The following is a 23023-nucleotide window of genomic DNA, read 5'->3' on the forward strand; positions in this document are numbered from 1 at the left end:
TCCGCAAGCTCACCGGTTGTAGCGCGGATCAAACTGCTTTCGCCACTGCAACTCCTTCTGCACCCACTCGTTGTCCTGCGGGAAGTCCTCGGTCTCGCTGACGCGGCGCACCTCGAGCTTGACGCCGGGCCCGAGCGGGCATTTCTGCGCCCACTGCTTGGCCTCTTCCTTCGACGACACCTCGAGGATCCAGAAACCGTTGAACAGCTCCTTGGCCTCGGCGTACGGGCCGTCGGTGACGACCGGCGGGTCGGAGTCGAAGTCAACAACGAACCCGTCCTCCGGGCCCGACAGACCCTCGCCCGCCAGCATCACCCCGGCCTTGATCAGCTCCTCGTTATAGCGGCCCATCGCGGCGATGATCTCGTTGAAGTCGACGTTCTCCATGGCCTTTTCGGCCTCCGGGGTCGACCGCATGATCAGCATGTAACGCGTCATTATCGTGTCTCCTTCTGTGCTGGGGCCCGTCCATCGTGCCCTCGCCTACACGTCGATCCGCACCGCCCCCGAATCGACATCGGCCCCGAAATTTCTTCGAAGAATTATCTGCGAGCATGACAACGTGTCGCCGCGGCCGCCCGACCTCGCCGATCTGCTGGACCGGCTGCACGTCGTCGCGCTGCCGATGCGGTTGCGCTTCCGCGGCATCATGACCCGTGAGGTGGCGCTGATCGACGGGCCCACCGGCTGGGGCGAGTTCGGTGCTTTCCTTGACTATCAGCCGCCCGAGGCCGCCGCATGGCTGGCATCGGCGATCGAGGCCGCCTACGCCGAACCACCCCCGCCGCGCCGCGACCGCATCCCGATCAATGCGACGGTGCCGGCCATACCGGCGTTGGAGGTACCCCAGGTGCTGGCCCGGTTTCCCGGCGCACGGACGGCCAAGGTGAAGGTCGCCGAAGCGGGGCAGACACTGGCCGAAGATGTCGACCGCGTGGAAGTGGTCCGCGCGTTGATCCCGACGGTGCGCGTCGACGCCAACGGCGGGTGGACCGTCGACGAGGCGGTGGCCGCAGCCAACGCGTTGGGTCCGCTCGAATACATCGAGCAGCCGTGCCAGACCGTCGAAGAACTCGCCGAGGTCCGACGCCGGGTCGCCGTCCCGATCGCCGCCGACGAGAGCATCCGCAAGGCCGGCGATCCGTTGCGCGTGGTGCGCGCCGGCGCCGCGGACATCGCGGTGCTCAAGGTTGCGCCGTTAGGCGGCGTCGCGGCGTTGTTGGCGATCGCGAGGCAGATCGACGTACCCGTGGTGGTGTCCAGCGCGCTGGACTCGGCGGTCGGCATCGGGGCCGGGCTGCGGGCCGCCGCCGCGCTGCCGCGTCTTGACCACGCCTGCGGCCTCGGCACCGGCGCGCTGTTCATCGACGACGTGGCCGAGGCCATGACGCCCATCGACGGGTACCTGCCGGCCGGGCCGGTGACACCCGACCCCGTGCGGCTGCGGGCGCTGGCGGCGCCGCCCGGGCGCCGGCAGTGGTGGATCGAGCGAGTCAAAGCCTGCTATCGGGCGCTGTGATCACCCAACACCATGTCCTAATTGGTGGGATACCTGGCGTAGACGCCATCGCGTAACCGGCGAACACTGGCAGCCGTGACACGAAACGTGGTGATCTTGGCCTTTCCGGGCATTCAGGCGCTCGACGTGATCGGCCCGTACGAGGTGTTCACCCTCGCGTCGCTGCTGGTCGACGGCGCCTACCACGTGGCTGTGGCGTCTCGAGACGGCGAACCCGCGATCACGGCGACCGGCCTCGGCTTACTGACGACAGAGCTGCCCGATCCGCGCGGCCCGGTCGACACCGTCGTGCTGCCCGGCGGCGCGGGTGTTGATGCGGCCCGCCAACGAACCGACATAGTGGACTGGATCCGGGCCGTCGCCGACCATGCTCGCCGCATCGTCAGCGTCTGCACCGGCGCGTTCCTGGCCGCCCAGGCGGGGCTGCTGAACGGCCGCCGCGCCACCACCCACTGGGCCTTCGCCAACCGGCTGGCACGCGAATTCCCCGACGTCACCGTCGACCCCGAGCCGATCTTCCTGCGCAGCTCGGACACCGTATGGACGGCCGCGGGCGTCACCGCGGGCATCGACCTCGCACTGTCGCTGGTCGAAGACGACCACGGCACCGAGGTCGCGCAGACGGTGGCGCGCTGGCTGGTGCTGTACCTGCGCCGCCCCGGCGGGCAAACGCAATTCGCAGCCCCGGTGTGGATGCCGCGGGCGCGCCGCGAACCGATCCGTGCGGTGCAGGCGGTCATCGAGGCGGAACCCGGTGGCGCGCATAGCATCGCAGAACTCGCCCGGCGTGCCGCGATGAGCCCGCGTCACTTCACCCGCGTGTTCACCGTTGAGGTCGGCGAGGCGCCCGGCCAGTACGTCGAGCGGGTGCGCACCGAGGCCGCGCGCCGGCAACTCGAGGAGACCGACGACACCGTCGTCTCGATCGCGGCGCGATGCGGCTTCGGAACCGCGGAAACCATGCGCCGCAACTTCATTCGGCGCATGGGCGTTTCCCCCGATCACTACCGCAAGACCTTCGCCTGACAAAGGAGAAAAACGATGACCCAGATCGCGATTGTCACTTACCCGGGCTTCACCGCGCTGGACATGATCGGCCCCTATGAGGTGTTGCATTTCCTGCCCGACGCCGAACTGCGTTTCCTCTGGCACGAACCGGGACCGATCACCGCCGACTCCGGTGTGCTGGTCGTCGGCGCCACGCATTCGTTCGACGAAACTCCTTCGCCCGACATTATTTTGGTGCCCGGTGGGGTGACGACGATGGAGCACGCCCGCGACCAGAAACTGCTCGACTGGCTCCGGCAGGCCCATCACAACGCGACCTGGACGACGTCGGTGTGTTCGGGTTCGGTCATCCTGGCCGCCGCCGGCCTGCTCACCGGCCGGCGCGCGGCGTCGCATTGGCTCGCGCTCAGCGCGTTGAAGGCTCTCGGCGCCGTGCCCGTCGGCGACGAGCGGATCGTCCAAGAAGGCGACATCATCACCAGTGCGGGGGTGTCGGCGGGCATCGACCTCGCGATGTGGCTCGCCGGCCAGATTGTCGGCGAGCCTCGCGCCAAGGCCATCCAGTTGGCCATCGAATACGACCCGCAGCCGCCGTTCGACTCCGGCCACATGTCCAAGGCGTCGGCGAGCACCAAGGCCGCCGCAACCGCGTTGCTCGGCAAGGGCTTGGTCAACCCGACGCAGATCAAGGCCACCGCGATGCTGCTGTGGGATCACGCGCTCGAGCGCGCCAGGTCCCGGCGCTACCGCGCACGACCTGTGACACGCTAGTACCAATGGTGAACCCATCGACTGTGCAGGCGCGAGTCGTCGTCGACGAGCTGATCCGCGGTGGCGTGCGCGACGTCGTGTTGTGCCCGGGCTCGCGCAATGCGCCGCTGGCGTTCGCGTTGCGCGATGCCGATCATGCCGGCCGCCTGCGGTTGCACGTCCGCATCGACGAGCGCACGGCGGGTTTCCTCGCCGTGGGTCTGGCGGTGGGCAGCGGCGCGCCGGTCCCGGTGGCGATGACGTCGGGCACCGCCGTGGCCAATCTCGGGCCTGCGGTGGTGGAGGCGAACTACGCGCGAGTGCCGCTGATCGTGCTGTCGGCCAACCGGCCCTACGAGCTGCTCGGCACCGGCGCGAACCAGACGATGGAGCAATTCGGATACTTCGGCACCCAGTTGCGCGCCGCGATCAGCCTCGGCCTGGCCGAAGAAGCCGGCGATCGGCTGCCCGAGCAGAATGCCCGGTGGCGCTCGGCGGTCTGTCGAGTATTGGTGGCGGCCAAGGGTTCTCGCAGCGCCAACGCCGGCCCGGTGCAGTTCGACATTCCGCTGCGCGAACCGCTGGTGCCAGATCCCGAGCCGGACGCACACGCCGGTGAGGCGCCGCCCGGACGGCCAAGCGGCTTGGCGTGGACCCACACGCCGGCGGTCACCTTCGACCAGCCGCTGGATATCGACGTGGGACACGACACCGTCGTGATCGCCGGTCACGGCGCGGGCGTGCACCCGAACCTGGCGATGCTGCCGACGGTCGCCGAGCCGACGGCCCCGTCCGCGCGCAACCCACTGCACCCGCTGGCGCTGCCGCTGCTGCACCCGCAGCAGGTGATCATGCTCGGCCGGCCGACGCTGCACCGGACAGTCGAGGCGCTGCTGGCCGACCCGGCGGTGCCGGTGTTTGCGTTGACGACCGGCCCCCGCTGGCCCGACGTGTCGGGCAATTCGCAGGCCACCGGCACGCGCGCGGTCACCTCGGGTGAACCGAGCGAGGGCTGGCTGCGCCGCTGCGACGAGCTGAACCGGCACGTGGTCAAGGCGGTGCGCGATCAGCTGGCGTCCTGGCCGCTGACGACCGGACTGCACGTCGCTGCGCGGGTCGCCGATGCGCTGCGCGAGGGTGACCAGCTGGTGCTGGGCGCGTCGAACCCGGTGCGCGACGCCGCGCTGGTGAGCCTGAACACGAAAGGCGTCACGGTGCGGTCGAACCGCGGCGTGGCGGGCATCGACGGCACGGTGTCGACGGCGATCGGCGCCGCGCTCGCGCACGACCGGTGGGGCGGGCGCACCATCGCGCTGATCGGCGACCTGACCTTCGTGCACGACGCGTCGGGTCTGTTGATCGGGCCGACGGAGCCTGTGCCGCACCACCTTTCGATTGTGGTGTCCAACGACAACGGCGGCGGCATCTTCGAGCTGCTGGAGCAGGGTGATCCACGGTTCTCCGACGTGTCATCGCGAATCTTCGGTACACCGCACGACATTGACGTCGGGGCGCTGTGCCGGGCCTATCACGTCGAGTCCCGTCAGGTCGAGGCCGACCAGCTGGCCGACGCGCTGGACACGCCGGCCGGCGGAGTGCGGGTGTTCGAGGTGAAGGCCGACCGGTCGACGCTGCGGCGGCTGCACGCGTCGATCAAGGCCGCGATATGAGATTGCCCGTCGGCGTCTGCAGCATGGTGCTGCCCCTGCGCAAGCCCGACATGCCCGAGACGCGTTCCCGAATAATCTTCCGCCGGGCCAGGATTGGCCTGCTGGTCGTGGCCGGTCTGGTGACGCTGCAGTCGGTGTTGCTCGTCGCCGGGGCCTGGCGCAATGACCGGCAGATCGAACGGCACATGGGCGTGGCGGCGGCCGAGGTGCTCAGCGCGGGCCCGCGCCGAGCGACGATCGAATTCGTCACGCCCGATCGAGTGACCTACCGGCCCGAGCTCGGCGTGCTTTACCCCTCGGAGCTGGACACCGGCATGCGCATCTACGTCGAGTACGACAAGAACGACCCCGACCTGGTGCGGGTGCAGCACCGCAATGCCTCGCTGGCGATCGTCCCGGCCGGTTCGATCGCGGTGGTGGGCTGGCTGGTGGCCGCGGGTCTGTTGGTCGGGCTGGCATTCGCCGAGAAGCGCTGGTTCGGCGGGGCCGGCTAGCCGCCCTGCACCAGGTTCTTTACCCAGTTGTCGTTGCCGACGTCGATGACCTGTTTGGCGTTGACGTCGTAGACGGTGGGCGTGCGGGCGCTCCTATTAATGATGCCTTCGAGGCGCTTGGTGTTCGCCTTGGCCATGGCGTCCAGGTCGACGCCCCTGTCGCCGGCGGCGATGCGATCCGCGACCTCGGACGGCAGCGCGTCGTCCTTGGCGATCTTGGCGATCGCCTTCGCGTCGATGTTCGGGCCGTTGGGATTCATCTGCCAGTACAGGTCCTGGATCCACCCCAGCATGGCGCTGGCCTTGGTTTTGGTGCCCGGGGCGGCGGCCAAGAACCAGGCGTTGGCGACCTGGTGTGAGTAGCCGCGCGGTGACGGGTCGAGGAAGGTCAGCGGCCGGTACGTCACGACCAGATCGCCCCTCTCGACGTACATCTGCATCTCCTCGCCGAAGTAGAACTGCAGATCCGCGCAATGCGAGCAAAGCGGCTCGGTGAAGATCTCGATCGCCGCCGGCGCGTACGGCTTGCCCAGCTGCACGCCATACCCGTCCTCGGCGATCACCACGTCGGCCTTCAGATCCACGCCGGACGGCGCCACCGCGCGGCCGTCGGTTGTCGACGTACACGCGGCCGCGGCGACCATGATCCAGACCGCCGCGGCAACGTTCATCCACCGCATGGTGGAACCGTACCGCCCGAATCGATTCACGGGCGGCGATTGCGCGGCATCCAACCGGCCCGAAGCGACCCGAATATATCGTCGCCAGCAACGCCCCCTGGACGGTGACCGTCGATACGGGTGTTAGCTGATCGCCGAAACGGCGGCCCAAGCCAGCGCGGTGCCACACTTCTCGTTTTGCCGCATTTATTGACCGCAGCGTTGATTTCTGTGCTGGTTCTTGCAATATCAAGCATCGTCGCCAAGCCAACGAGTTCCATCGTCAATAGCCTCTACGGGATGGTGGCAGTGGCGGATACTCGGTTTGCTTGTCACGGCATTCGAACTCGCCTTAGCTAACAAGGAGGTAAGTATGAAGTATCTCGTTACGTTTTCCGCGCCGCAGGGCAGCTTCCGGACGGCAACCGAGCGCTTTCTGAAAACGGGCGCCAAACCGCCGGATGGTGTGACTCAACTCGGTCGGTGGTTCGGCATGAACGGCAAGGGCTGCGCCGTCTTGGAGGCGGCCGATCCGAAGGGCGTGTTCGAGATGCTGTCTGAATGGCGGGAACTGATCGAGATCGACGCCACGCCGGTGTTGGAAGACGACGAAGCAGGCGCGATCATGGCCAAGTTGTACGGATGAGAGGACGGGGAGCGGTCGCGGGGACCGCTCCCCGTCATCTTCGTCATGCCGTTGGCCCGTGATCCGCGGTGCCCGGATCGCGGGCGCGAGGCCCTGCGTCAGGGATTAAGTGCCAAAGCTTCCCCCGGGAGACGGAGACCCGGCCCCGGTCGTCGGCGCGCCAGGAGCTCCGCCAAGTCGACTGGCCGCAAAGGCCGCGCCCTGATCAATTGCCGCGCCGTTGGTCCAGTACGACTTATGTGTGTCGAAATTCATCCCGTCGGAACAGATCGGGTCCTCGGGAGCGCATACCTTGATGGTCTTGGCCTGATAGAGCGGCCCGATGACGACCGGCGGCTGGCCGAAAAAGTTCATCGTCTTGTCATTTGGCATTGCGAAGAGCACGACCGAGGAGACGTGGTTGGCCACCTCGGGGTCCAGCGGTTTGGGTACGCTCGCCGGATCGACCCCAGCCGGTACTTCAGCCGAGGTGACGAAGCCCATCACGGCCGCGCCTGAGGAATAACCGCCGAGCACCATCTTGGTGTTGGGGCAGTCGTGCGCCATCGAAACGACGTGCGCGCTCGCGTCTCTGATGCCCTCCTTGCCCCCGTTCGTCCAGTCATAGGTAGCGGGGTAGGTGACCGGATATACGTCGAGCGATTTTGCGACAACGCGCGCGCGCAGGGAGTCGATGAATGCCTGTCCGGTCGGACCGACACCAGGAGGGTCGTCGGTGCCGCGGGCGAACACCACCTGAACGTCCGGACACGGATCGGCGGCGGCGGAAGGGGTTACAGACGCGAGAACGGAAACGCTGACGCCCAACGCCGCGACTACCGCAGGAGCAAGCAAACGATGGATGTGACGTGCGATCATGCCGCAGGGTGCCCACTCATGCGATTCCTAAACCGCGATCGACGTCGCGCTGGCCGGCGCCAAACTGGATCTGACCCGCCAACGCATCCAGCAGACACCGCGGCCGCACCAGCGACCCGCTCTGCGGCGTGCGGCGCACCCTGCGCGCCATCAGCGCGCGATGGCACTCGCGACCTGTCGGAACATCTCCAACAGGCTCTTGTCGTTTTCGACTGCGTGGGTGCGGCCGCGGATTCGCTTGACGGCCGGATCATTGGACAACGCGACGATGTCGGGATGACCGGCGGGGTCGATGCCGGCTCGGCGTAGCCACGCCAGCAGATCCGAGAGCACCGGCGTGACCGCGTCCAGCTCGCCCTGCGCCCATCGCTCTCGGTATTTCCGCGATGCGGTTTGCCATTGAACGCGGGCGGCGTCGCTGTGGTCGAGAACGGTGCGCAACATGCTGGTTATCGCATTGCTGAGCAGGCGGCGCAGCCGCACCGCGGAATCGGGATCGAGTTGTCGCACCCGATGCAGCGGGTAATTGTCAACGCCTAAATTGCTCGCCGGAAAAGCCATTGATTCGTCGGTTCTCCTGTGGTGCCGGTGGCCAATTAGCGGGAAACGCTACCGCAGATTTTGGCAATTTCGGTAACTTTTTAATAACTCCTAATTCGGATAAACGGCCGCGGTCAGCGGCCGCGTTGTTCTGCGCCGATTTTCGCACCGGCTTTTCGTGTCCCGTATCCCTGTGCATAACCTCTCGGTCAGTCGCAGCTGTCACCCTTGTCACGTGCGAGTCGCGATCGTCGCAGAGTCGTTCCTGCCCAACGTCAACGGCGTCTCGAACTCAGTGGTCCGGGTGCTCGAGCATCTTCGCCGCACCGGCCACGACGCCATCGTTGTCGCTCCGGACAATCCGCGCGGCGAGCAGCCGGCCGATCGTGAGTACGACGGCGTGCCGGTGTACCGCATGCCCTCGCGGATGTTCCCGAAGATCACCTCGCTACCGCTCGGCGTGCCCCGCCCGAGAATGCTTCGCATATTTCGCGAATTCGCGCCGCACGTAGTGCATTTGGCATCGCCGGCGCTGTTGGGTTGGGGCGGGCTGCAGGCCGCCCGGTTCCTCGACATCCCGACGGTCGCGGTGTACCAGACCGACGTTCCGGGTTTCGCCGAGAGCTACGGCATCGGCGTCACCACCCGGGCGGCGTGGGCCTGGTTCCGCTATCTGCACCGGCACGCGGACCGCACGCTGGCGCCGTCGTCGGCGACCGTGGAGAACCTTGTCGCGCATCGGATTCCGCGGGTGCACAAGTGGGCACGCGGCGTCGACATCACCGGGTTCGCGCCGTCGGCGCGCGATGAACGCCTTCGCCGGCAGTGGTCACCCGACGCCAAGCCGATCGTCGGATTCGTCGGCCGGCTCGCGCCGGAGAAGCACGTTGACCGGCTGAAGGTGCTGGCCGACGGCAACGATGTGCAAGTCGTCATCGTGGGCGACGGAGTGGACCGCGCTAAGCTCGAAAAGCTCATTCCCACGGCGGTTTTCACCGGCGCGCTGTACGGCCCGGAACTGGCCGCCGCCTATGCGAGCATGGACGTGTTCGTCCACCCCGGCGAGCACGAAACCTTCTGCCAGGCGGTGCAGGAGGCGTTGGCCTCGGGCCTGCCCGTCGTCGCGCCCGACGCCGGCGGACCGCGCGACCTCGTCGAGCCCGGGCGCACTGGCTTTCTGCTGAGTGTCGACGAATTCGAAGCGCAGCTGCCGGGTGCGGTGACGCATCTGGTCCAGGCCAGGCCGCGCTACTCGCACGCCGCCCGGCGCAGCGTGGTGCAGCGCACATGGCCGGCGATCTGCGACGAGCTGCTCGGGCACTACGCCGCCGTGCAGGGCACCCCGGCGGCCCGGGGGAGCCTGACGGCGTAGGTTCGGCTCCGTGAGCCGGGCGACGCTGGACAAGGATCCACGCCAGGTCGCGTCGATGTTCGACGCGGTCGCACGCCGCTACGACATCACCAACACCGTGCTGTCGCTGGGCCGCGACGGCGCCTGGCGCCGGGCCACCCGCAAGGCGCTCGACATCGGCCCGGGCCACACCGTACTCGACCTCGCCGCCGGCACGGCGGTGTCGACGCAGCAGCTGGTCGACTCGGGCGCCTGGTGTGTGGCAACGGACTTCAGCGTGGGCATGCTGAGGGCGGGGCGGCGGCGCAAGGTGCCGAAGGTTGCCGGCGACGCGACCCGACTGCCGTTCGCGGACGCGGTGTTCGACGCGGTGACGATCAGCTTCGGGTTGCGCAACGTCGCCGATCAGGACGCGGCGCTGCGCGAGATGGCCCGGGTGACGAAACCGGGTGGGCGTCTGGTGGTGTGCGAGTTCTCGACGCCGACCAATCGACTGTTCGGCACCGTCTACAAGGAGTATTTGATGCGGGCGCTGCCGCGGATCGCGCAGGCCTTCGCAAGTAATCCGGAGGCGTACGTGTATCTCGCCGAATCGATTCGCGCCTGGCCGGATCAAGCCGCGCTGGCTCGCCGCATCGAGGAGGCCGGCTGGGCGGGCGTCCGGTGGCGCAACCTGACCGGCGGCATCGTGGCGCTGCACGCGGCCACCCGCCGCGTCGTCTAAGCGAGCTACTGGGCGGTGAGCATCAGGTATTGCGCGGCGAGTTGTTGGTGCGCGTCAAGCTCCGGCACAGGCGACCGCCCGGATCAGTTTCGCCACTGCCCGCCCATCAGCTAAACGGCGGCCGCCGGTCCGCCCAGCGCGACGCCGCGCCGGCTCGCCGCCAGGTCCATGCCATCAGGTCGACGTCGTCGTCGGTGACGAAGTTACCCATCACCCGCACCGCGATCTCCATCAGCTTGATCGACCGCATCGCGATCGGACCTCCGGTCGGCAGGAACCAAGGTACCGTCAGCAGCCAGCCGAGCCGCCGCGCGATCGAAAACGCCTTCGCGTAGTGGTGCTGCAACAGCGACGCCCACGCCCTGGACAGGTCCCCGGTGCCGAGCAAATCGACGGCCAGCCGCCCCGTTTCCAGCCCGTAGTCGATGCCCTCGCCGTTCAGCGGGTTCACGCACGCGGCGGCGTCGCCGATCAGCATCCAGTTCGGCCCGGCGACGCCGGACACCGCGCCGCCCATCGGCAGCAACGCGGACGCGATCGCCCGCGGCGGCCCGTCGAACCCCCACTCGTCGCGCTGGATGTCGGTGTAGTGCGCGATCAGCTTGCGCAGCGCGACGTCGGCCGGCCGTTTCTCGGTGCCCAGCGCGCCGACGCCGATGTTCACCTCGCCGTCGCCGAGCGGGAAGATCCAGCCGTAGCCCGGCAGCAAATGACCGGCCCGGGTGCGCAGTTCAAGGTTCGTCGACAGCCACGGCTCGTCGTGGCGGGGCGACTTCAAATAACCGCGCACCGCCACCCCGTACACCGTCTGCTGATGCCACCGCCGGCCCAGCGTCCGTCCCAGCGGCGACCGCGCGCCATCGGCGACGATCAGCTCACGGCATCCCACTTCCCTGAACCCGCCATTCCGCGACATCACCAGCGAGCGCACGCGACCGGACGAATCATGCTCGATGTCAACGACTTTCGAACGCAGCATCATCGACGCGCCGTCGTCGGCGGCCACCTGGCGGATGCGTTCGTCGAGTTCGGTGCGCGGCACCGCGCTGCCGGTCGCCGGAAACGATGGGGCCGGCCAGTCCACCTCGACGCCGCCGCCGAACCCGGTGAGCCGCAGCCCCCGGTGCTTGATGCGTTCGTCGAGCCAGTCGCCGAGACCGAGCAGCCGCAACTCGGCCACCGCCCGCGGCGTCAGCCCGTCGCCGCAGGCCTTGTCGCGGGGAAAGTCGGCGGCGTCGACCACCAGCACCTCGCGGCCCGCACGCGCCGCCCACGCCGCGGCCGCCGAACCGGCCGGTCCGGCGCCGACGACGACCACATCTGCGCTGGTGTTCACGCTTCCCAGTATGTTGGACGGGTGGGGACACCAGCGACAGTAGTTGCGGGCGTAGACCTGGGGGACGCGGCGTTCGCCGCCAGCGTGCGCGACGGTTTGGCTCGCATCGAAGAGCTGATGGAAACCGAGCTGACCCAGGGCGACGAGATCATCCGCGACGCGGTCCTGCACCTGTTCCGCGCCGGCGGCAAACGCTTCCGGCCGCTGTTCACGGTGCTGTCCGCGCAGCTGGGACCCGATCCGGATGCATGGCAGGTCACCGTCGCCGGCGCGGTGATCGAGATGGTGCATCTGGCGACGCTGTACCACGACGACGTGATGGACGAGGCGCAGGTGCGTCGCGGCGCGGCCAGCGCCAACGCCCGGTGGAGCAACAACATCGCGATCCTGGCCGGCGACTACCTGTTCGCCACCGCGTCGCGGCTGGTGTCCCGGCTTGGCCCGCACGCGGTGCGGGTGATCGCCGAGACATTCGCCGAGCTGGTGACGGGTCAGATGCGCGAGACGCGTGGCGCCGCCGATGGCATCGACCCGGTCGAGCACTACCTGCGCGTTGTGCACGAGAAGACGGGGTCGCTCATCGCGGCGTCGGGGCAGTTCGGGGCGGAATTCTCCGGGGCGGCCGAGCGGGACGTGCAGCGGCTGAGCCGGCTCGGCGGGATCGTCGGCACCGCCTTTCAGATCTCCGACGACATCATCGACATCGCCAGCGACTCCGACGAGTCCGGCAAGACGCCCGGCACCGACCTGCGTGAGGGCGTGCGCACGCTGCCGGTGTTGTATGCGCTGCGCGAGGCCGGTGCCGACGCCGAGCGGCTGGGCAAGTTGCTCTCCGGACCGATGGACGACGCGCACGTGGCCGAGGCGCTGGACCTGCTGCGGGCGTCGTCGGGCATCCGGAAGGCCAAGGAGACGGTCGCGTGGTACGCGGCGGCGGCCCGCGAGGAGCTGGCCGGGTTGCCGGACGGCGAGGGCCGTCGGGCGTTGGCGATGCTCGTCGACTACACGATCGACCGGCACGGCTAGCGGTGGAACCCTGCGGGCCGGCGCGAACGTTCAACCTCCGGACGAGGCTTTCGTAGGAGGAAAACTGATGCACGGGCAGCCATACCGCAACGGTGTCAAGACGGTGCTGCTGCTGGGGCTGATGTCGGCCCTGATCGTGTTCATCGGGTCGCTGTTCAGGAATCCGTCGATTCTGTGGCTGTCGGTGTTGTTCGCCGTCGGCATGAACGTCTTCGTGTACTTCAAGAGCGACACGCTGGCGCTGCGGGCGATGCACGCGCAGCCGGTCAGCGAGCTGCAAGAGCCGGTGATGTACCGGATTGTCCGCGAGCTGGCCACGACGGCGCACCAGCCGATGCCGCGGCTCTACATCAGCGACACCGCCAACCCCAATGCCTTTGCCACCGGGCGAAACCCGCGCAACGCGGCGGTGTGCTGCACGACGGGCATCCTGGCGATCCTGAACGAGCGGGAGTTGCGCGCCGTGCTGGGTCATGAGCTGTCGCATGTCTACAACCGCGACATCCTGATCTCGTGTGTCGCCGGCGCGATGGCGGCGGTGATTTCCGGGCTGGCCAACATGGCCGTGATCATGAGCTGGTTCGGCGGCAACCGCGAAGGTGGGGCGAATCCCTTTGCGCTGCTGTTGATTGCGCTGCTGGGTCCGATCGCGGCCACGATCGTGCGGTTGGCGGTGTCACGGTCCCGTGAGTACCAGGCCGACCAGTCGGGGGCGGAATTAACGGGCGATCCCCTGGCTTTGGCCTCGGCGCTGCAGAAGATCTCCCGAGGCGTGGAGGCCGCGCCGTTGCCGCCGCAGCCTCAGTTGGCCAGCGAGGCCCATCTAATGATCGCCAGCCCGTTCCGGTCCGGCGAGCGGATGGGGTCGCTGTTCTCGACGCACCCACCGATCGAGGACCGGATTCGCCGGTTGGAGGCCATGGCCCGCGGCCACGGCTTCTAGCGGTGAATGATGCAGGTGGTGCTGCCGTGCGCGACGAGGCGGCCGTCCGGGTCATAGACCCGTCCTTCGGCGGTGGCGGTCGTGCGGCCGACGTGAATGGTGTGCGCGGTCGCGGTGAGCTTGACGCCGTCGACGGGCACCGAGCGGACGTAGTTCACCTTCAATTCCAGCGTGCCGTAGCCGACGCCGGCCTCGAGCGTCGAGTGCACCGCGCTGGACATGGCCGAGTCGAGCAGCGTGGCGCAGATGCCGCCGTGCAGTGTGCCAAGCGGGTTGGCGAACTCCGGGCGGGTGTGCAGGCTCATCACGACGCGGCCGTGCCCGACCTCGTCGAACGTCATACCGAGCAGTGACCCAATGGACGGCGGCAGGTTGATCGCGCGTTTCAGCAGCTCCAAGCCGGTCAGTTCGTCCGCGGACGGCACGATGGTCATGCGGGCCCTTTCGTCGCCCAATTTTGTACCAACCAGTCTATTATGGATGTGATCCTCCGCGGTACGTGATGCGCGTCTCAGCGCGGTCCCCTAGGGTGTGTGCCGTGTTGCGCGGAATACTGATCGGCCTGGCCGGTGCCGCGGGGGCGGCAACGCTTGCGATCCCGGGCGCCGCGTTGGCCGACCCGGGCGCGCCACCGCCGCCGCCGAACGTCAATGCCTATCCACCCGTCTCGCCCGCCGACTTCACGGTCATGAACGGCGCCTGGTACGGGTTCGGCACGCCGGACGGGCTGACCTGCGTCATCCAAAAAGCCAACGGCAACTACGGCTGCAGCGGGCCGATCCCCGGCGCTCCCAACGGCGCCAACATCGTCAGCGGCGGGCCGACCGGTGCGCCGGGCTTCGCCAACGCCGACGCCCCGGTGTTCGCGGCCGCTGGACCGGTCAAGCCGCTGCCGCCGAACACCAGACTGAGCTACCGGTCGATCAGCTGCGCGACGGACGGTGGGGGAACGACGACGTGCATGAACTCGGCGTTCCAGTCCGGGTTTGTGATCAGCCCGGGCGGCAGCTTCATCGTCGGCGAGACGTCGCCGCTCATAGATCGGCCGCAGGGCACCAGGCCGTTCTAGAAACCCGGCCCGTGCACCTCATGCCCGGGCGTCTCGGCGGCTAGCCCGCGGTAGGCCTGTTCCACCGTGGAGCCATGGTTGATCACGGCGTCGACCTCACGCGCGATCGGCATGTTGATCCCGTAGCGGTCGGCGAGCTCCGTGATCACCTTGGACGCCTTGACGCCCTCGGCGACCTGGTTCATCGATTCGATGATCTCGTCGATGGACTTTCCGGCGCCCAGCTGTTCGCCGACGTGGCGGTTGCGGCTGCGCTGGCTGGTGCAGGTGACGATCAAATCGCCCAGACCTGCCAGACCGGGGAAGGTCTCGGGGTGCCCGCCCATCGCCACCCCGAGCTTCGTCATCTCACGCAGCGCGCGGGCGATCACCAACGCACGGGTGTTCTCGCCGATGCCCAGCGAGTACCCCATGCCGACCGCGATCGCGAACACGTTTTTCAACGCACCGGCCATCTCAACGCCGATCACGTCGTCGGTGGTGTACACGCGGAACCGCTGGGTCCGGAACAGCTGCGCCAGCCGCTCGGCGAGATTGTGGTCGGGCATGGCCAGCGTCGCGGCGGCCGCGTACCCCTGGGCCACCTCGCGGGCGATGTTCGGGCCCGCCAAAATCCCCGCCGGATGACCCGGCATGATCTCCTCGATGATCTGCGACATGCGCAGGTTCGTGCCCTGTTCCAGGCCCTTGACCAGGGACACGAACGGTACCCACGGCCGCAGCACCTTGCTCAGATCGTTGAGCACGCCCCGGTAGCCGTGCGACGGCACCGCCATGACCACCACGTCGGCGACCTCGGCGGCCTCGTCGAAGTCGGTGGTGGCGTTCAGCGTGGGGGAGAGCTCGATCTCATCGCCGAGATACTTCGTGTTGCGGTGGTTCTTGTTGATGTCCTCGGCGGTTTCCTCCGAGCGACACCACTGCAGCGTTTCGGCGCGGCGGGCGCAGATGGACGCGACGGTGGTGCCCCACGAGCCTCCACCGAACACGACGACGCGGGGTTCCCGGCGGGCAGCGTCAGCGGTCATGCAGGACAGACTATTGGCCAATCCCACCGATTCACCCGTAGTTCAGAAAACGCCGTCGGTCGTTGGTGTTGAAGACCATCGACTCGGTGATGCGGTCGAACCGATAGTCGATCGCGTCGGCCCAGTAGTTCTGCCGCACGTTCCACGGCCGCTTGGTGCCGGACTTCGGCAACGCGTGCAGGTTGCGCAGCACATAGCCGGCCTGGATGTCCCACGCCGGCTTCTCCGGCATCGGCTCACCGTTGCGATGCGGGTGGGCGGACGTGTAGCCGTGAGACCCCATGTAGGACAGTAGCTTTGCCGTCGCGCGGGCGGTCATGTCGGCACGCAATGTCCACGACGCGTTCGTGTAGCCGAGGCACCAGAACAGGTTGGGGACGTCCTCGAGCATGTGCGCCTTGTACACGAAGCGGTCCTGCGGCTTGATCTCGGCGCCGTCGATATTGAGCGTGACGCCCCCAAGCGCCTGCAATTGCAGGCCAGTGGCCGTGACGACGATGTCGGCGTCCAGGTGGTGACCGGATTTCAGCACGATCCCGGTGGCGTCGAAATAATCGATCCGATCGGTGACCATCTCGACGCGGCCGTCGCTGATCGCTCGATAGAGGTCCGCGTCCGGTATCAGACACAGCCGCTGGTCCCAGGGGTTGTACGGCGGCTTGAAGTGGACGTCGACGTCGTAGCCCGCGGGAAGGTTATTGATCGCTTGTTTGCGCAGCATCCGCTTCATCAACCCGGGTGCCGTGCGCGCCAGGAACCAGACGACCCACTCGATCAGGACGCTGCGGAAGCGGATGATCGCGTGAGCCAGGTTGGGCGGCAACGCATTACGGAGGGTATCGGCAAGCGTGCTGAACTTGGACGCGGAGATCATGTAGGTCGGTGTGCGCTGCAGCATCGTGACCTTCGACGCCCGCTCGGTCAGCTTCGGAATAAGCGAGACGGCGGTGGCGCCGCTGCCGACGACGACGACCTTCCTGCCGGCGTAGTCCAGTTCTTCGGGCCAATGCTGCGGATGCACCACCTCGCCACCGAACCGCTCGATGCCGGGAAAGTCCGGGGTGTAGCCCTCGTCGTAGTTGTAGTAGCCGCTGCCGAAGAAGACGAACCGGGTGCGGTACGTCTTGGCGCCGCCGTCGTGTTCGACGCGCAGCGTCCAGGTGTCGGTCGACGAATCCCAGTCCGCCGAACGAACGTGGTTGTCGAAGCGGATGTGCTTGTCGATGCCGTACTTGCGGGCGGTCGCGGCCAGGTATTCGCGGATGTCGGCGCCGTCGGCGACGCCTTCGCGTCGGGTCCACGGCTCGTACGGGAAGCTGAGCGTGAAGATGCTGCTGTCGGACCGGACGCCGGGGTAGCGGAACAGGTCCCAGGTTCCGCCGATCCCGCCGCGTCGCTCGAGGATGGTGTAGCTGAGGTCGGGGTTGCGCTCGGCGATGCGGTAGGCCGCGCCGAGCCCCGAGATGCCCGCGCCGATGATGATGACGTCGAAGTAGTCGGTCTCCTGCGCAGCTCTGGCGGTCACCACAACAGTGTGACGCCGTCTACCGGTAGTTGACGAACTGCAGCGCCACGTCGAGGTCGGCGCTCTTGAGCATCGAGATGACGGCCTGCAGGTCGTCCCTCTTCTTGGACGAGACGCGGACCTCGTCGCCCTGGATCTGCGTCTTGACGCCTTTGGGCCCCTCGTCGCGGATGAGCTTGGTGATCTTCTTGGCGTTCTCGCTGGAGATGCCCTGCTTGATGGTGCCGCTGACCCTGTAGGTCTTGCCCGACGCGGTGGGCTCGCCGGCGTCGAAGGCCTTCATCGAGATGTCGCGGCGGATGAGCTTCTCCTTGAAGACGTCGATGGCCGCCTTCGCGCGCTCCTCGGTGGAGGAGGTGATGGTGATGGCCTCCTCGCCGGACCACTCGATGCGGGTGTCGGTGCCGCGGAAGTCGAAGCGGGTGGCCAGCTCCTTGGCGGCCTGGTTCAAGGCGTTGTCGACCTCCTGGCGATCGACCTTGCTGACGACGTCAAACGATGAATCCGCCATTGCAGTCACTTCTCCTATCATCGATATTGACGATGTGGGCTCGGGGTACATCCTCGTTGTACCCTGCTAGTCGCACCAAGGCAGGTTGCCCGAGCGGCCAATGGGAGCGGACTGTAAATCCGTCGGCGTATGCCTACAGTGGTTCGAATCCACTACCTGCCACCGCTGGACCTGCCACCACCGAGGGCACCGTTGCTTATGTCGGCGCGGACCCGCCCGCTACCCTGGCGCAGATCTCGGGGTTGGAGCGTGGCCGCAGCGGGTTTGTTAGTCGCCGCTGGGGTCGAGGGCGAGTTTGTGGCGTTGGTGCCGCGCGTCGACGGCATCATGCCGGGTGGGAGCGGTTTGTGGGTACACGTTTTCCATGACCTGCCATTCGTTCGTGCTCGGCGGTGGTGGGGTGCTGGGCGCCGCCGAGGTCGGCATGGCGCGCGCACTGCTGGAGGCCGGTGTGCGGCCGGACTTGGTGTGCGGCACATCGGTCGGTGCGATCAATGGCGCTGCCATAGCCGCCGATCCGACCCCTGAAGGCGCGCAACGGCTCTTGGCGATCTGGGAGACGCTTGGCGACAACGGGACGCTTGACGGTTCGCTAGTCGGCCGAGTTGCCGGCCTCGTACACCGCAGGACGGCGCTGCATGGCAATGGTGCTCTGCGCCGGATGCTGCAGGACCGGTTGCCGGCGCAGACCTTCGAGGAACTGGCGGTGCCGTTCGAGTGCGTGGCGGCCAGCATCGAGACTGCCCGTGAGCACTGGTTCACCAGCGGGGAGCTGATTGAGCCGGTCCTTGCCTCATGCGCGCTGCCGGGTGTCTTTCCGCCGGTCCAAATCGGAGATGAGCATTTCTTCGACGGTGGCCTAGTGAACAGCATCCCCCTGGACAGGGCGGTCGCAGGCGGTGCCGACACCGTCTGGGTGTTGCACGTTGGGCGACTGGAGGAGGACCTGGCTGCGCCGCGGTTCTTGTGGGAAGTCGCGTTCGTCGCCTTCGAGATTTCACGGCGGCATCGATTCTTGAGCGATCTGGAACGAGTGGCCTCAGGCGTGACGGTTCACGTGCTTCCGACTGGGTTGCCGCAGCGGCCGGCGGCGACGTGGTCAAATCTGCGTTACCGCGACACTCGCCGGGTCGCGGAGCGCGCCCAATTGGCCTATGAGGCAACCCGCGAATACCTGAAGGCGCGGCGATGACTGTGCTGCGTCGGGCTTTAACCATGCCATTGGTGACCATGTTGATGGTTTTAGTCCTGCTGGCGGGGCCGCTGCTGTTCTCCGGCGCTGTAGTGGCGGGTTTGGCGACGCGGTCGAGCCGTCCCGCGCGCACCGTCGCGTTGATGATGGCGTACGCGGTCATCGAACTTCGCACACTGGGCAAGGTCGTTTGCGGTGAGCGTGACTGCGATCGGCTGATGCAGGAGTTCCTCACCTCGGCCTACACCGCTGTGCGCAAGATCCTCGACGTGGAGGTGGTGCTCGACTCTGCCTCGGCGGCGCCGGAAACGATTTCGCGTGATGAGCCGATGATCGTGCTCGCCCGCCACTGTGGGCCGGGAGACAGCGTGCTCGTGGCCTGGCTAATCGCAGTCGAATACCGCTTGCAACTGCGGGTGGTGCTTAAAGCCGTCCTGAAGTGCGAGCCCGTCCTGGATCTGGCCGGGTCGATGGGGTGCCTGTGCTTCCTCAGCCGCGGCGACCGCGCACGCAGGCAGATCCGCGGCCTGGCCGAGTCACTGACCGGTGGCCAGGCGATGCTGCTGTTCCCGGAGGGCGCCAATTTCAGCTGGCCACGGTGGCGCGACGCGGTTCGCGAACTTCATTCGACCGGCGGCTTCCGTGCTGCCCGCCGCGCGTTGCGGCAATCCCATACGCTGCCCCCGCGCAGTGGCGGTGCCACGGCCGCTGTCGCCGGAGCACCGAGCGGCAATGTGCTAGTGCTGGCGCACAACGGCTTTTGTTCCGACGGGCGCGATCGGCCTTGGTGGCAGCTTCCTATCCACCAGCAGCTGCTCGTTCACACCGTTGTGGTGCCCGCTAGCCATATCCCACCACCCAATCGGTTCGGACAGTGGCTTGAACGAACCTGGACGCAGGTCGATGCCTGGGTGGCCGCTCACGCCGAAACGTCATGAAGCACAGGCGGCTCGCAAGACCGCATCTGCCTAATGCGTGCGCAAAGGCGTCGAGGGCGTCCGGGAACAGGTGCCCGTCAGAATGGTATCCAGGCCGACTCGCCGTTGATTTCGCAAGGGCAAGCTCGGCCGCCCAGCAGTTGCGCGGTGCAGAGCTGGCCTCCGAACTCCAACACGGGCGGCCGATGGCAGTCGGGGTCAGTACCGCTTCGTTGAGCGCCGAGATCGCGGTCGGTTCGCTCAACACCGGCAACGAGCAGCGCGACGCCCACATCGAGTCTGCCGATTTCTTCAAGGTCGAAAAAGTACCCCACTGCCATGTTCCGGTCGACCGGCGTGCGGGCCAACGGCGACAACTATGCGCTCGACGCCGAGTTCACCCTCAACGGTGTCACCAAGCCGGTCAGCCTGGATCTCGAGTCCAACGGCGTCAACCACGGCATGGGCCATGGTGAGGTGGCCGGCTTCGAGGCGTCGTTCGTGCTGAGACGCAGAAATTTCGGCATTGACATCGACATGCCGCTGGAGACCGGCGGGGCGGTCGTCGGCGACAAGGTGACCGTGACCCTGGAGATCGAGGCCCTCAAGCAGGCGTGACAATCCTTCACCGTGACGCTGGTTTCACGCACGGCAACGAGTGTGACGCCAGCGTCCCATCGCGAAACACAGGCGTTGTTGTGGTCAAGTGCGTCGGGGGCGACGCCACCGGAGTGGCCGGCGCACTCGTGGGCCAGCTACGCCTCGGCGAGCTGGCGGTGGGTGATCTCATCTCCCAAAGTGGCGCGCAGCTCGTCAACCGGTAGGTTTGCGCCGCAGCCGCCAGGCGCGCAGGCGCTCCCGATTGACGGCAGCAACGGCGACGAGCGGAATACCGGCCGGGCACACCTGGGCGCACTCGCCGAAGAGTCCGCAATGCCCGAATTCTTCTTCGCCCTGCTCGCCCATCGACTGGGCTCGACGCTCGCGTTCCTGCTGCCCGTGCGGCAGCAGCGACAGATGCGCGAGTTTGGCGCCGATGAACAAATTGCCCGCCCCATTGGGGCAGGCCGCCACGCACGCACCGCAGCCGATGCACGCCGCGAAGTCCAGCGCCTCCTCGGCCACCTGGTGCGGGATCTGCACAGTGTCGGCGTCCGGCGCGGTGCCGGCGTCCACGGATACGAAGCCTCCCGCCTCAATGACGCGGTCGAGTGCGGAGCGGTCGACGACCAGGTCGCGCACGACCGGGTAGGCCGCGGACCGGAACGGTTCCAGGCGCACCGTGGCACCGTCGGAGAAGCTGCGCAGATGCTGTTTGCATGTGGTGGTGTTGGGCACCGGTCCGTGCGGACGCCCGTCGACGGTGATGCCGCAGGTGCCGCATATGCCTTCGCGGCAATCGGATTCGAACGCCACCGGCTCGTCGCCGTGGGCGACCAGGGTGTCGTTGAGCCGGTCGAGCAGCTCCAATACGGTCATCTCCGGCTTGGCGTCGGACACCTGATAGGTCGCGAACTTTCCGGCGGCGTCGCTACCGGGTTGGCGCCAGATCTTGAGGGTGATGTTCATTTCGTCTTGTAGTCCCTGGTCTCCAGTGGCACCGCGGTGAAGCGCAGCGGCTCGTCGTGACGGATGTATGGACCCGGCTCGGTGGGGCGTTCCCATACCGACACGAAGCCGAAGTTCGCGTCGTCGCGTTGCGCCTCACCATCGGGGGTCTGGTGCTCGATGCGGAAGTGGCCCCCGCAGGACTCATCGCGGTCCAGTGCGTCGATGCACATCAGCTCGGCCAGATCGATGAAGTCCGACACCCGACCGGCTTTCTCGAGTTCCTGGTTGAGCTGCGCGCCGGTACCAGTGACGAGCAGGTCGTCATTGAACTCCTTGCGCAGTTTGCGGATGCTGTCAATCGCGGACGCGAGTTCGTCACCGGAGCGGTTCACCCCGCACTGGTCATAAAGGACATCGCCGAGTTGGCGGTGGAAGAACTCGGCGGGTTTGCTGCCACCGATGTCGAGCAGGTGTTGCACGCCCACCATCAACTCGTTGACGGTCGTGGTCACCGCGGCATCATCGATGGCCAGAGGTTCTGTCCCCAAAAGGGATTCAAGGTAGTTCGGCACCGAGACCGGCAGGGTGAACCAGCCGTCGACACACGCCGAGAGCAGTGAGTTGGCGCCCAGCCGGTTGGCTCAGTGATAGGCCCAGCTAGCCTCGCCGCCGACGAACAACCCCGCCACATTCGACATCGAGTCGAAGTCGGTCCACAGCCCGCCCATCGAAAAGTGCGCGCCCGGGGCGATGCGCATGGGCACCTTGCGCGGGTCCTCGCCGGTCATCTCGGCATACATGTCCAGCAGGTTGCCGTAGCGCTCGTCGATCACCGCCACCCCGAGGCGGGCGATCGCGTCGCGCAGGTCCAGGTAGACGCCGTTGTGCAGGGGGCCGACACCGTGACCGTCGTGGATGGCCAGCGCGTTGGCGCGCGAGGCGACGTCGCGCGGGACGAGGTTGCCGAACGCTGGGTAGCGGCGCTCCAGGAAGTAGTCGCGCTCGTCGTCGGGGATGTCGGCCGGAGCCCGGTCATCGCCCTTGGTCTTGGGCACCCAAATCCTGGCGTCGTTGCGCAGCGACTCGCTCATCAGCATCCGCTTGGACTGCCACGGTGAGCTGATCGGCAGGGTCGTGGGATGGAACTGGATGAAACACGGTGAGGCGAAGTACGCGCCGCGCCGATGCGCCCGAAACGCCGCGGTGGCGTTGGACATTTTCGCCAGCGTCGCCTTGTAGTACACGTTGCCGTAGCCGCCGGTGGCCAGCACCACGGCGTGGCCGGTGACCGGGCGGATCTGCCCGGTCACCAGGTCGCGCACCACCACGCCGCGGGCCACGCCCTCGGACACGATCAAATCCAGCATCTCGTGGCGGGTGTGCATGCGAACGGTGCCCAGTGCCACCTGGCGGTGCAGCGCCTGGGTGGCCGCGATCTCGAGCTGCTGGCCGGTCTGGCCGCGGGTGTAGTAGGTGCGTGAGACCTGCACGCCGCCAAAGGATCGGGTCGCCAGTTGCCCGCCGTACTCGCGGGCGAACGGGGCGCCGATGGCGTTCATGTGGTCGATAACCCGGATGCTTTCCTGGCCCAGCCGAAAGCAATCGGCCTCCCGGGAGCGGAAGTCGCCACCCTCGACGGTGTCCTTGACGAATCGCCACACGCTGTCGTTGTCAACCTTTTTCGCCCGCGGCGAGTTGATGCCGCC

General features: G+C 67.3%; 24 protein-coding genes, 1 tRNA gene and 2 pseudogenes. 16 read left to right on the top strand and 11 right to left on the bottom strand.

Features of this window, described 5'->3' with window-relative positions; translation table 11 throughout:
* Window positions 1-9: 9 nt before the first annotated feature.
* Window positions 10-438: a YciI family protein gene (locus VE759_RS05525; RefSeq protein WP_324928995.1), complete on the bottom strand. Its 429-nt coding sequence runs from the start codon at window positions 436-438 to the stop codon at window positions 10-12.
* A gap of 124 nt (window positions 439-562) precedes the next feature.
* Between VE759_RS05525 and VE759_RS05530 the strand changes: the two genes are divergently transcribed.
* From VE759_RS05530 to VE759_RS05550, 5 genes are all read left to right on the top strand, one after another.
* Window positions 563-1519, top strand: coding sequence for an o-succinylbenzoate synthase (locus VE759_RS05530; protein ID WP_324928997.1), 957 nt, complete (start codon window positions 563-565; stop codon window positions 1517-1519).
* Between the two features lie 75 nt (window positions 1520-1594).
* Window positions 1595-2545, top strand: a complete 951-nt coding sequence (locus VE759_RS05535) for a GlxA family transcriptional regulator (RefSeq protein WP_324928999.1) — start codon at window positions 1595-1597, stop codon at window positions 2543-2545.
* A gap of 15 nt (window positions 2546-2560) precedes the next feature.
* A complete protein-coding gene (locus tag VE759_RS05540) occupies window positions 2561-3298 on the top strand; it encodes a DJ-1/PfpI family protein (RefSeq protein WP_324929001.1) in 738 nt (245 codons plus the stop codon).
* A gap of 8 nt (window positions 3299-3306) precedes the next feature.
* Entirely contained in the window at window positions 3307-4947 is a 1641-nt protein-coding gene (menD, locus tag VE759_RS05545; RefSeq protein WP_324929051.1) for a 2-succinyl-5-enolpyruvyl-6-hydroxy-3-cyclohexene-1-carboxylic-acid synthase, read from the top strand.
* Window positions 4944-5441 (top strand): DUF3592 domain-containing protein, encoded by a 498-nt coding sequence (locus VE759_RS05550; RefSeq protein WP_324929003.1) that lies wholly within the window; start codon window positions 4944-4946, stop codon window positions 5439-5441. Before menD ends, VE759_RS05550 begins: the two co-directional genes overlap by 4 nt.
* On the opposite strand, the gene VE759_RS05555 is transcribed toward VE759_RS05550, so the two are convergent.
* Window positions 5438-6112, bottom strand: a complete 675-nt coding sequence (locus VE759_RS05555; RefSeq protein ID WP_324929005.1) for a DsbA family protein — start codon at window positions 6110-6112, stop codon at window positions 5438-5440. The two genes, VE759_RS05550 and VE759_RS05555, sit on opposite strands and share 4 nt — an antisense overlap.
* 361 nt (window positions 6113-6473) lie before the next feature.
* Between VE759_RS05555 and VE759_RS05560 the strand changes: the two genes are divergently transcribed.
* Window positions 6474-6746, top strand: a complete 273-nt coding sequence (locus tag VE759_RS05560) for a DUF3303 domain-containing protein (RefSeq protein WP_324929007.1) — start codon at window positions 6474-6476, stop codon at window positions 6744-6746.
* 105 nt (window positions 6747-6851) lie between these two features.
* Here VE759_RS05560 and VE759_RS05565 read toward each other — a convergent pair whose 3' ends face one another.
* On the bottom strand, window positions 6852-7604 hold the full coding sequence (locus VE759_RS05565; protein ID WP_324929009.1) for a cutinase family protein: 753 nt from the start codon (window positions 7602-7604) through the stop codon (window positions 6852-6854).
* 150 nt (window positions 7605-7754) lie between these two features.
* The gene (locus VE759_RS05570; protein ID WP_324929011.1) at window positions 7755-8165 is read right to left on the bottom strand and encodes a hypothetical protein; all 411 of its coding nucleotides are present in this window, start codon (window positions 8163-8165) and stop codon (window positions 7755-7757) included.
* A 214-nt stretch (window positions 8166-8379) separates the two neighbouring features.
* On the opposite strand from VE759_RS05570, the gene VE759_RS05575 reads away from it, so the two are divergent.
* A complete protein-coding gene (locus VE759_RS05575; protein WP_324929013.1) occupies window positions 8380-9516 on the top strand; it encodes a glycosyltransferase family 1 protein in 1137 nt (378 codons plus the stop codon).
* A gap of 10 nt (window positions 9517-9526) precedes the next feature.
* On the top strand, window positions 9527-10219 hold the full coding sequence (locus VE759_RS05580) for a demethylmenaquinone methyltransferase (RefSeq protein WP_324929015.1): 693 nt from the start codon (window positions 9527-9529) through the stop codon (window positions 10217-10219).
* Between the two features lie 106 nt (window positions 10220-10325).
* On the opposite strand, the gene menJ is transcribed toward VE759_RS05580, so the two are convergent.
* The gene (gene menJ, locus VE759_RS05585; protein WP_324929053.1) at window positions 10326-11564 is read right to left on the bottom strand and encodes a menaquinone reductase; all 1239 of its coding nucleotides are present in this window, start codon (window positions 11562-11564) and stop codon (window positions 10326-10328) included.
* 12 nt (window positions 11565-11576) lie between these two features.
* Between menJ and grcC1 the strand changes: the two genes are divergently transcribed.
* Together grcC1 and htpX are read left to right on the top strand one after the other, a co-directional pair.
* Entirely contained in the window at window positions 11577-12581 is a 1005-nt protein-coding gene (gene grcC1 / locus VE759_RS05590; RefSeq protein WP_324929017.1) for a nonaprenyl/(2E,6E)-farnesyl/geranylgeranyl diphosphat synthase, read from the top strand.
* A gap of 67 nt (window positions 12582-12648) precedes the next feature.
* Window positions 12649-13524, top strand: a complete 876-nt coding sequence (gene htpX, locus VE759_RS05595; protein WP_324929019.1) for a zinc metalloprotease HtpX — start codon at window positions 12649-12651, stop codon at window positions 13522-13524.
* On the opposite strand, the gene VE759_RS05600 is transcribed toward htpX, so the two are convergent.
* On the bottom strand, window positions 13521-13952 hold the full coding sequence (locus VE759_RS05600) for a PaaI family thioesterase (RefSeq protein WP_414687840.1): 432 nt from the start codon (window positions 13950-13952) through the stop codon (window positions 13521-13523). The two genes, htpX and VE759_RS05600, sit on opposite strands and share 4 nt — an antisense overlap.
* 110 nt (window positions 13953-14062) lie before the next feature.
* Here VE759_RS05600 and VE759_RS05605 point away from each other — a divergent pair, with 110 nt between their 5' ends.
* On the top strand, window positions 14063-14593 hold the full coding sequence (locus tag VE759_RS05605) for a hypothetical protein (RefSeq protein WP_324929023.1): 531 nt from the start codon (window positions 14063-14065) through the stop codon (window positions 14591-14593).
* Here the strand turns inward: VE759_RS05605 and VE759_RS05610 are convergent.
* Genes VE759_RS05610 through VE759_RS05620 form a run of 3 tightly spaced genes read right to left on the bottom strand, consistent with a single transcriptional unit; the run spans window position 14590 to window position 17657 of the window.
* Window positions 14590-15621: an NAD(P)H-dependent glycerol-3-phosphate dehydrogenase gene (locus tag VE759_RS05610; RefSeq protein WP_324929025.1), complete on the bottom strand. Its 1032-nt coding sequence runs from the start codon at window positions 15619-15621 to the stop codon at window positions 14590-14592. The genes VE759_RS05605 and VE759_RS05610 overlap by 4 nt on opposite strands.
* A gap of 31 nt (window positions 15622-15652) precedes the next feature.
* Window positions 15653-17146 (bottom strand): NAD(P)/FAD-dependent oxidoreductase, encoded by a 1494-nt coding sequence (locus VE759_RS05615; RefSeq protein WP_324929027.1) that lies wholly within the window; start codon window positions 17144-17146, stop codon window positions 15653-15655.
* A 19-nt stretch (window positions 17147-17165) separates the two neighbouring features.
* The gene (locus VE759_RS05620) at window positions 17166-17657 is read right to left on the bottom strand and encodes a YajQ family cyclic di-GMP-binding protein (RefSeq protein ID WP_324929029.1); all 492 of its coding nucleotides are present in this window, start codon (window positions 17655-17657) and stop codon (window positions 17166-17168) included.
* Between the two features lie 79 nt (window positions 17658-17736).
* Between VE759_RS05620 and VE759_RS05625 the strand changes: the two genes are divergently transcribed.
* From VE759_RS05625 to VE759_RS05645, 5 genes and pseudogenes are all read left to right on the top strand, one after another.
* Window positions 17737-17819 (top strand) — tRNA-Tyr (locus VE759_RS05625).
* Between the two features lie 202 nt (window positions 17820-18021).
* Complete coding sequence (locus tag VE759_RS05630; protein ID WP_324929031.1) at window positions 18022-18849, top strand: patatin-like phospholipase family protein; 828 nt, start codon at window positions 18022-18024, stop codon at window positions 18847-18849.
* Complete coding sequence (locus VE759_RS05635) at window positions 18846-19787, top strand: 1-acyl-sn-glycerol-3-phosphate acyltransferase (protein ID WP_324929033.1); 942 nt, start codon at window positions 18846-18848, stop codon at window positions 19785-19787. The genes VE759_RS05630 and VE759_RS05635 overlap by 4 nt, the downstream gene beginning before the upstream one ends.
* Before the next feature lie 203 nt (window positions 19788-19990).
* Window positions 19991-20384, top strand: a pseudogene (locus VE759_RS05640) (YceI family protein); the annotation flags it as partial.
* Between the two features lie 80 nt (window positions 20385-20464).
* Window positions 20465-20590, top strand: coding sequence for a hypothetical protein (locus VE759_RS05645; RefSeq protein WP_324929035.1), 126 nt, complete (start codon window positions 20465-20467; stop codon window positions 20588-20590).
* Here the strand turns inward: VE759_RS05645 and VE759_RS05650 are convergent.
* Together VE759_RS05650 and VE759_RS05655 are read right to left on the bottom strand one after the other, a co-directional pair.
* On the bottom strand, window positions 20580-21335 hold the full coding sequence (locus VE759_RS05650) for a succinate dehydrogenase/fumarate reductase iron-sulfur subunit (protein WP_324929037.1): 756 nt from the start codon (window positions 21333-21335) through the stop codon (window positions 20580-20582). The genes VE759_RS05645 and VE759_RS05650 overlap by 11 nt on opposite strands.
* Window positions 21332-23023 (bottom strand): annotated as a pseudogene (locus VE759_RS05655) (fumarate reductase/succinate dehydrogenase flavoprotein subunit); the annotation flags it as partial. The pseudogene VE759_RS05655 and the gene VE759_RS05650, both read right to left, overlap by 4 nt.

The sequence above is a fragment of the Mycobacterium sp. genome, assembly GCF_035640695.1.
In the GTDB taxonomy this organism is placed as follows: Bacteria; Actinomycetota; Actinomycetes; order Mycobacteriales; family Mycobacteriaceae; genus Mycobacterium.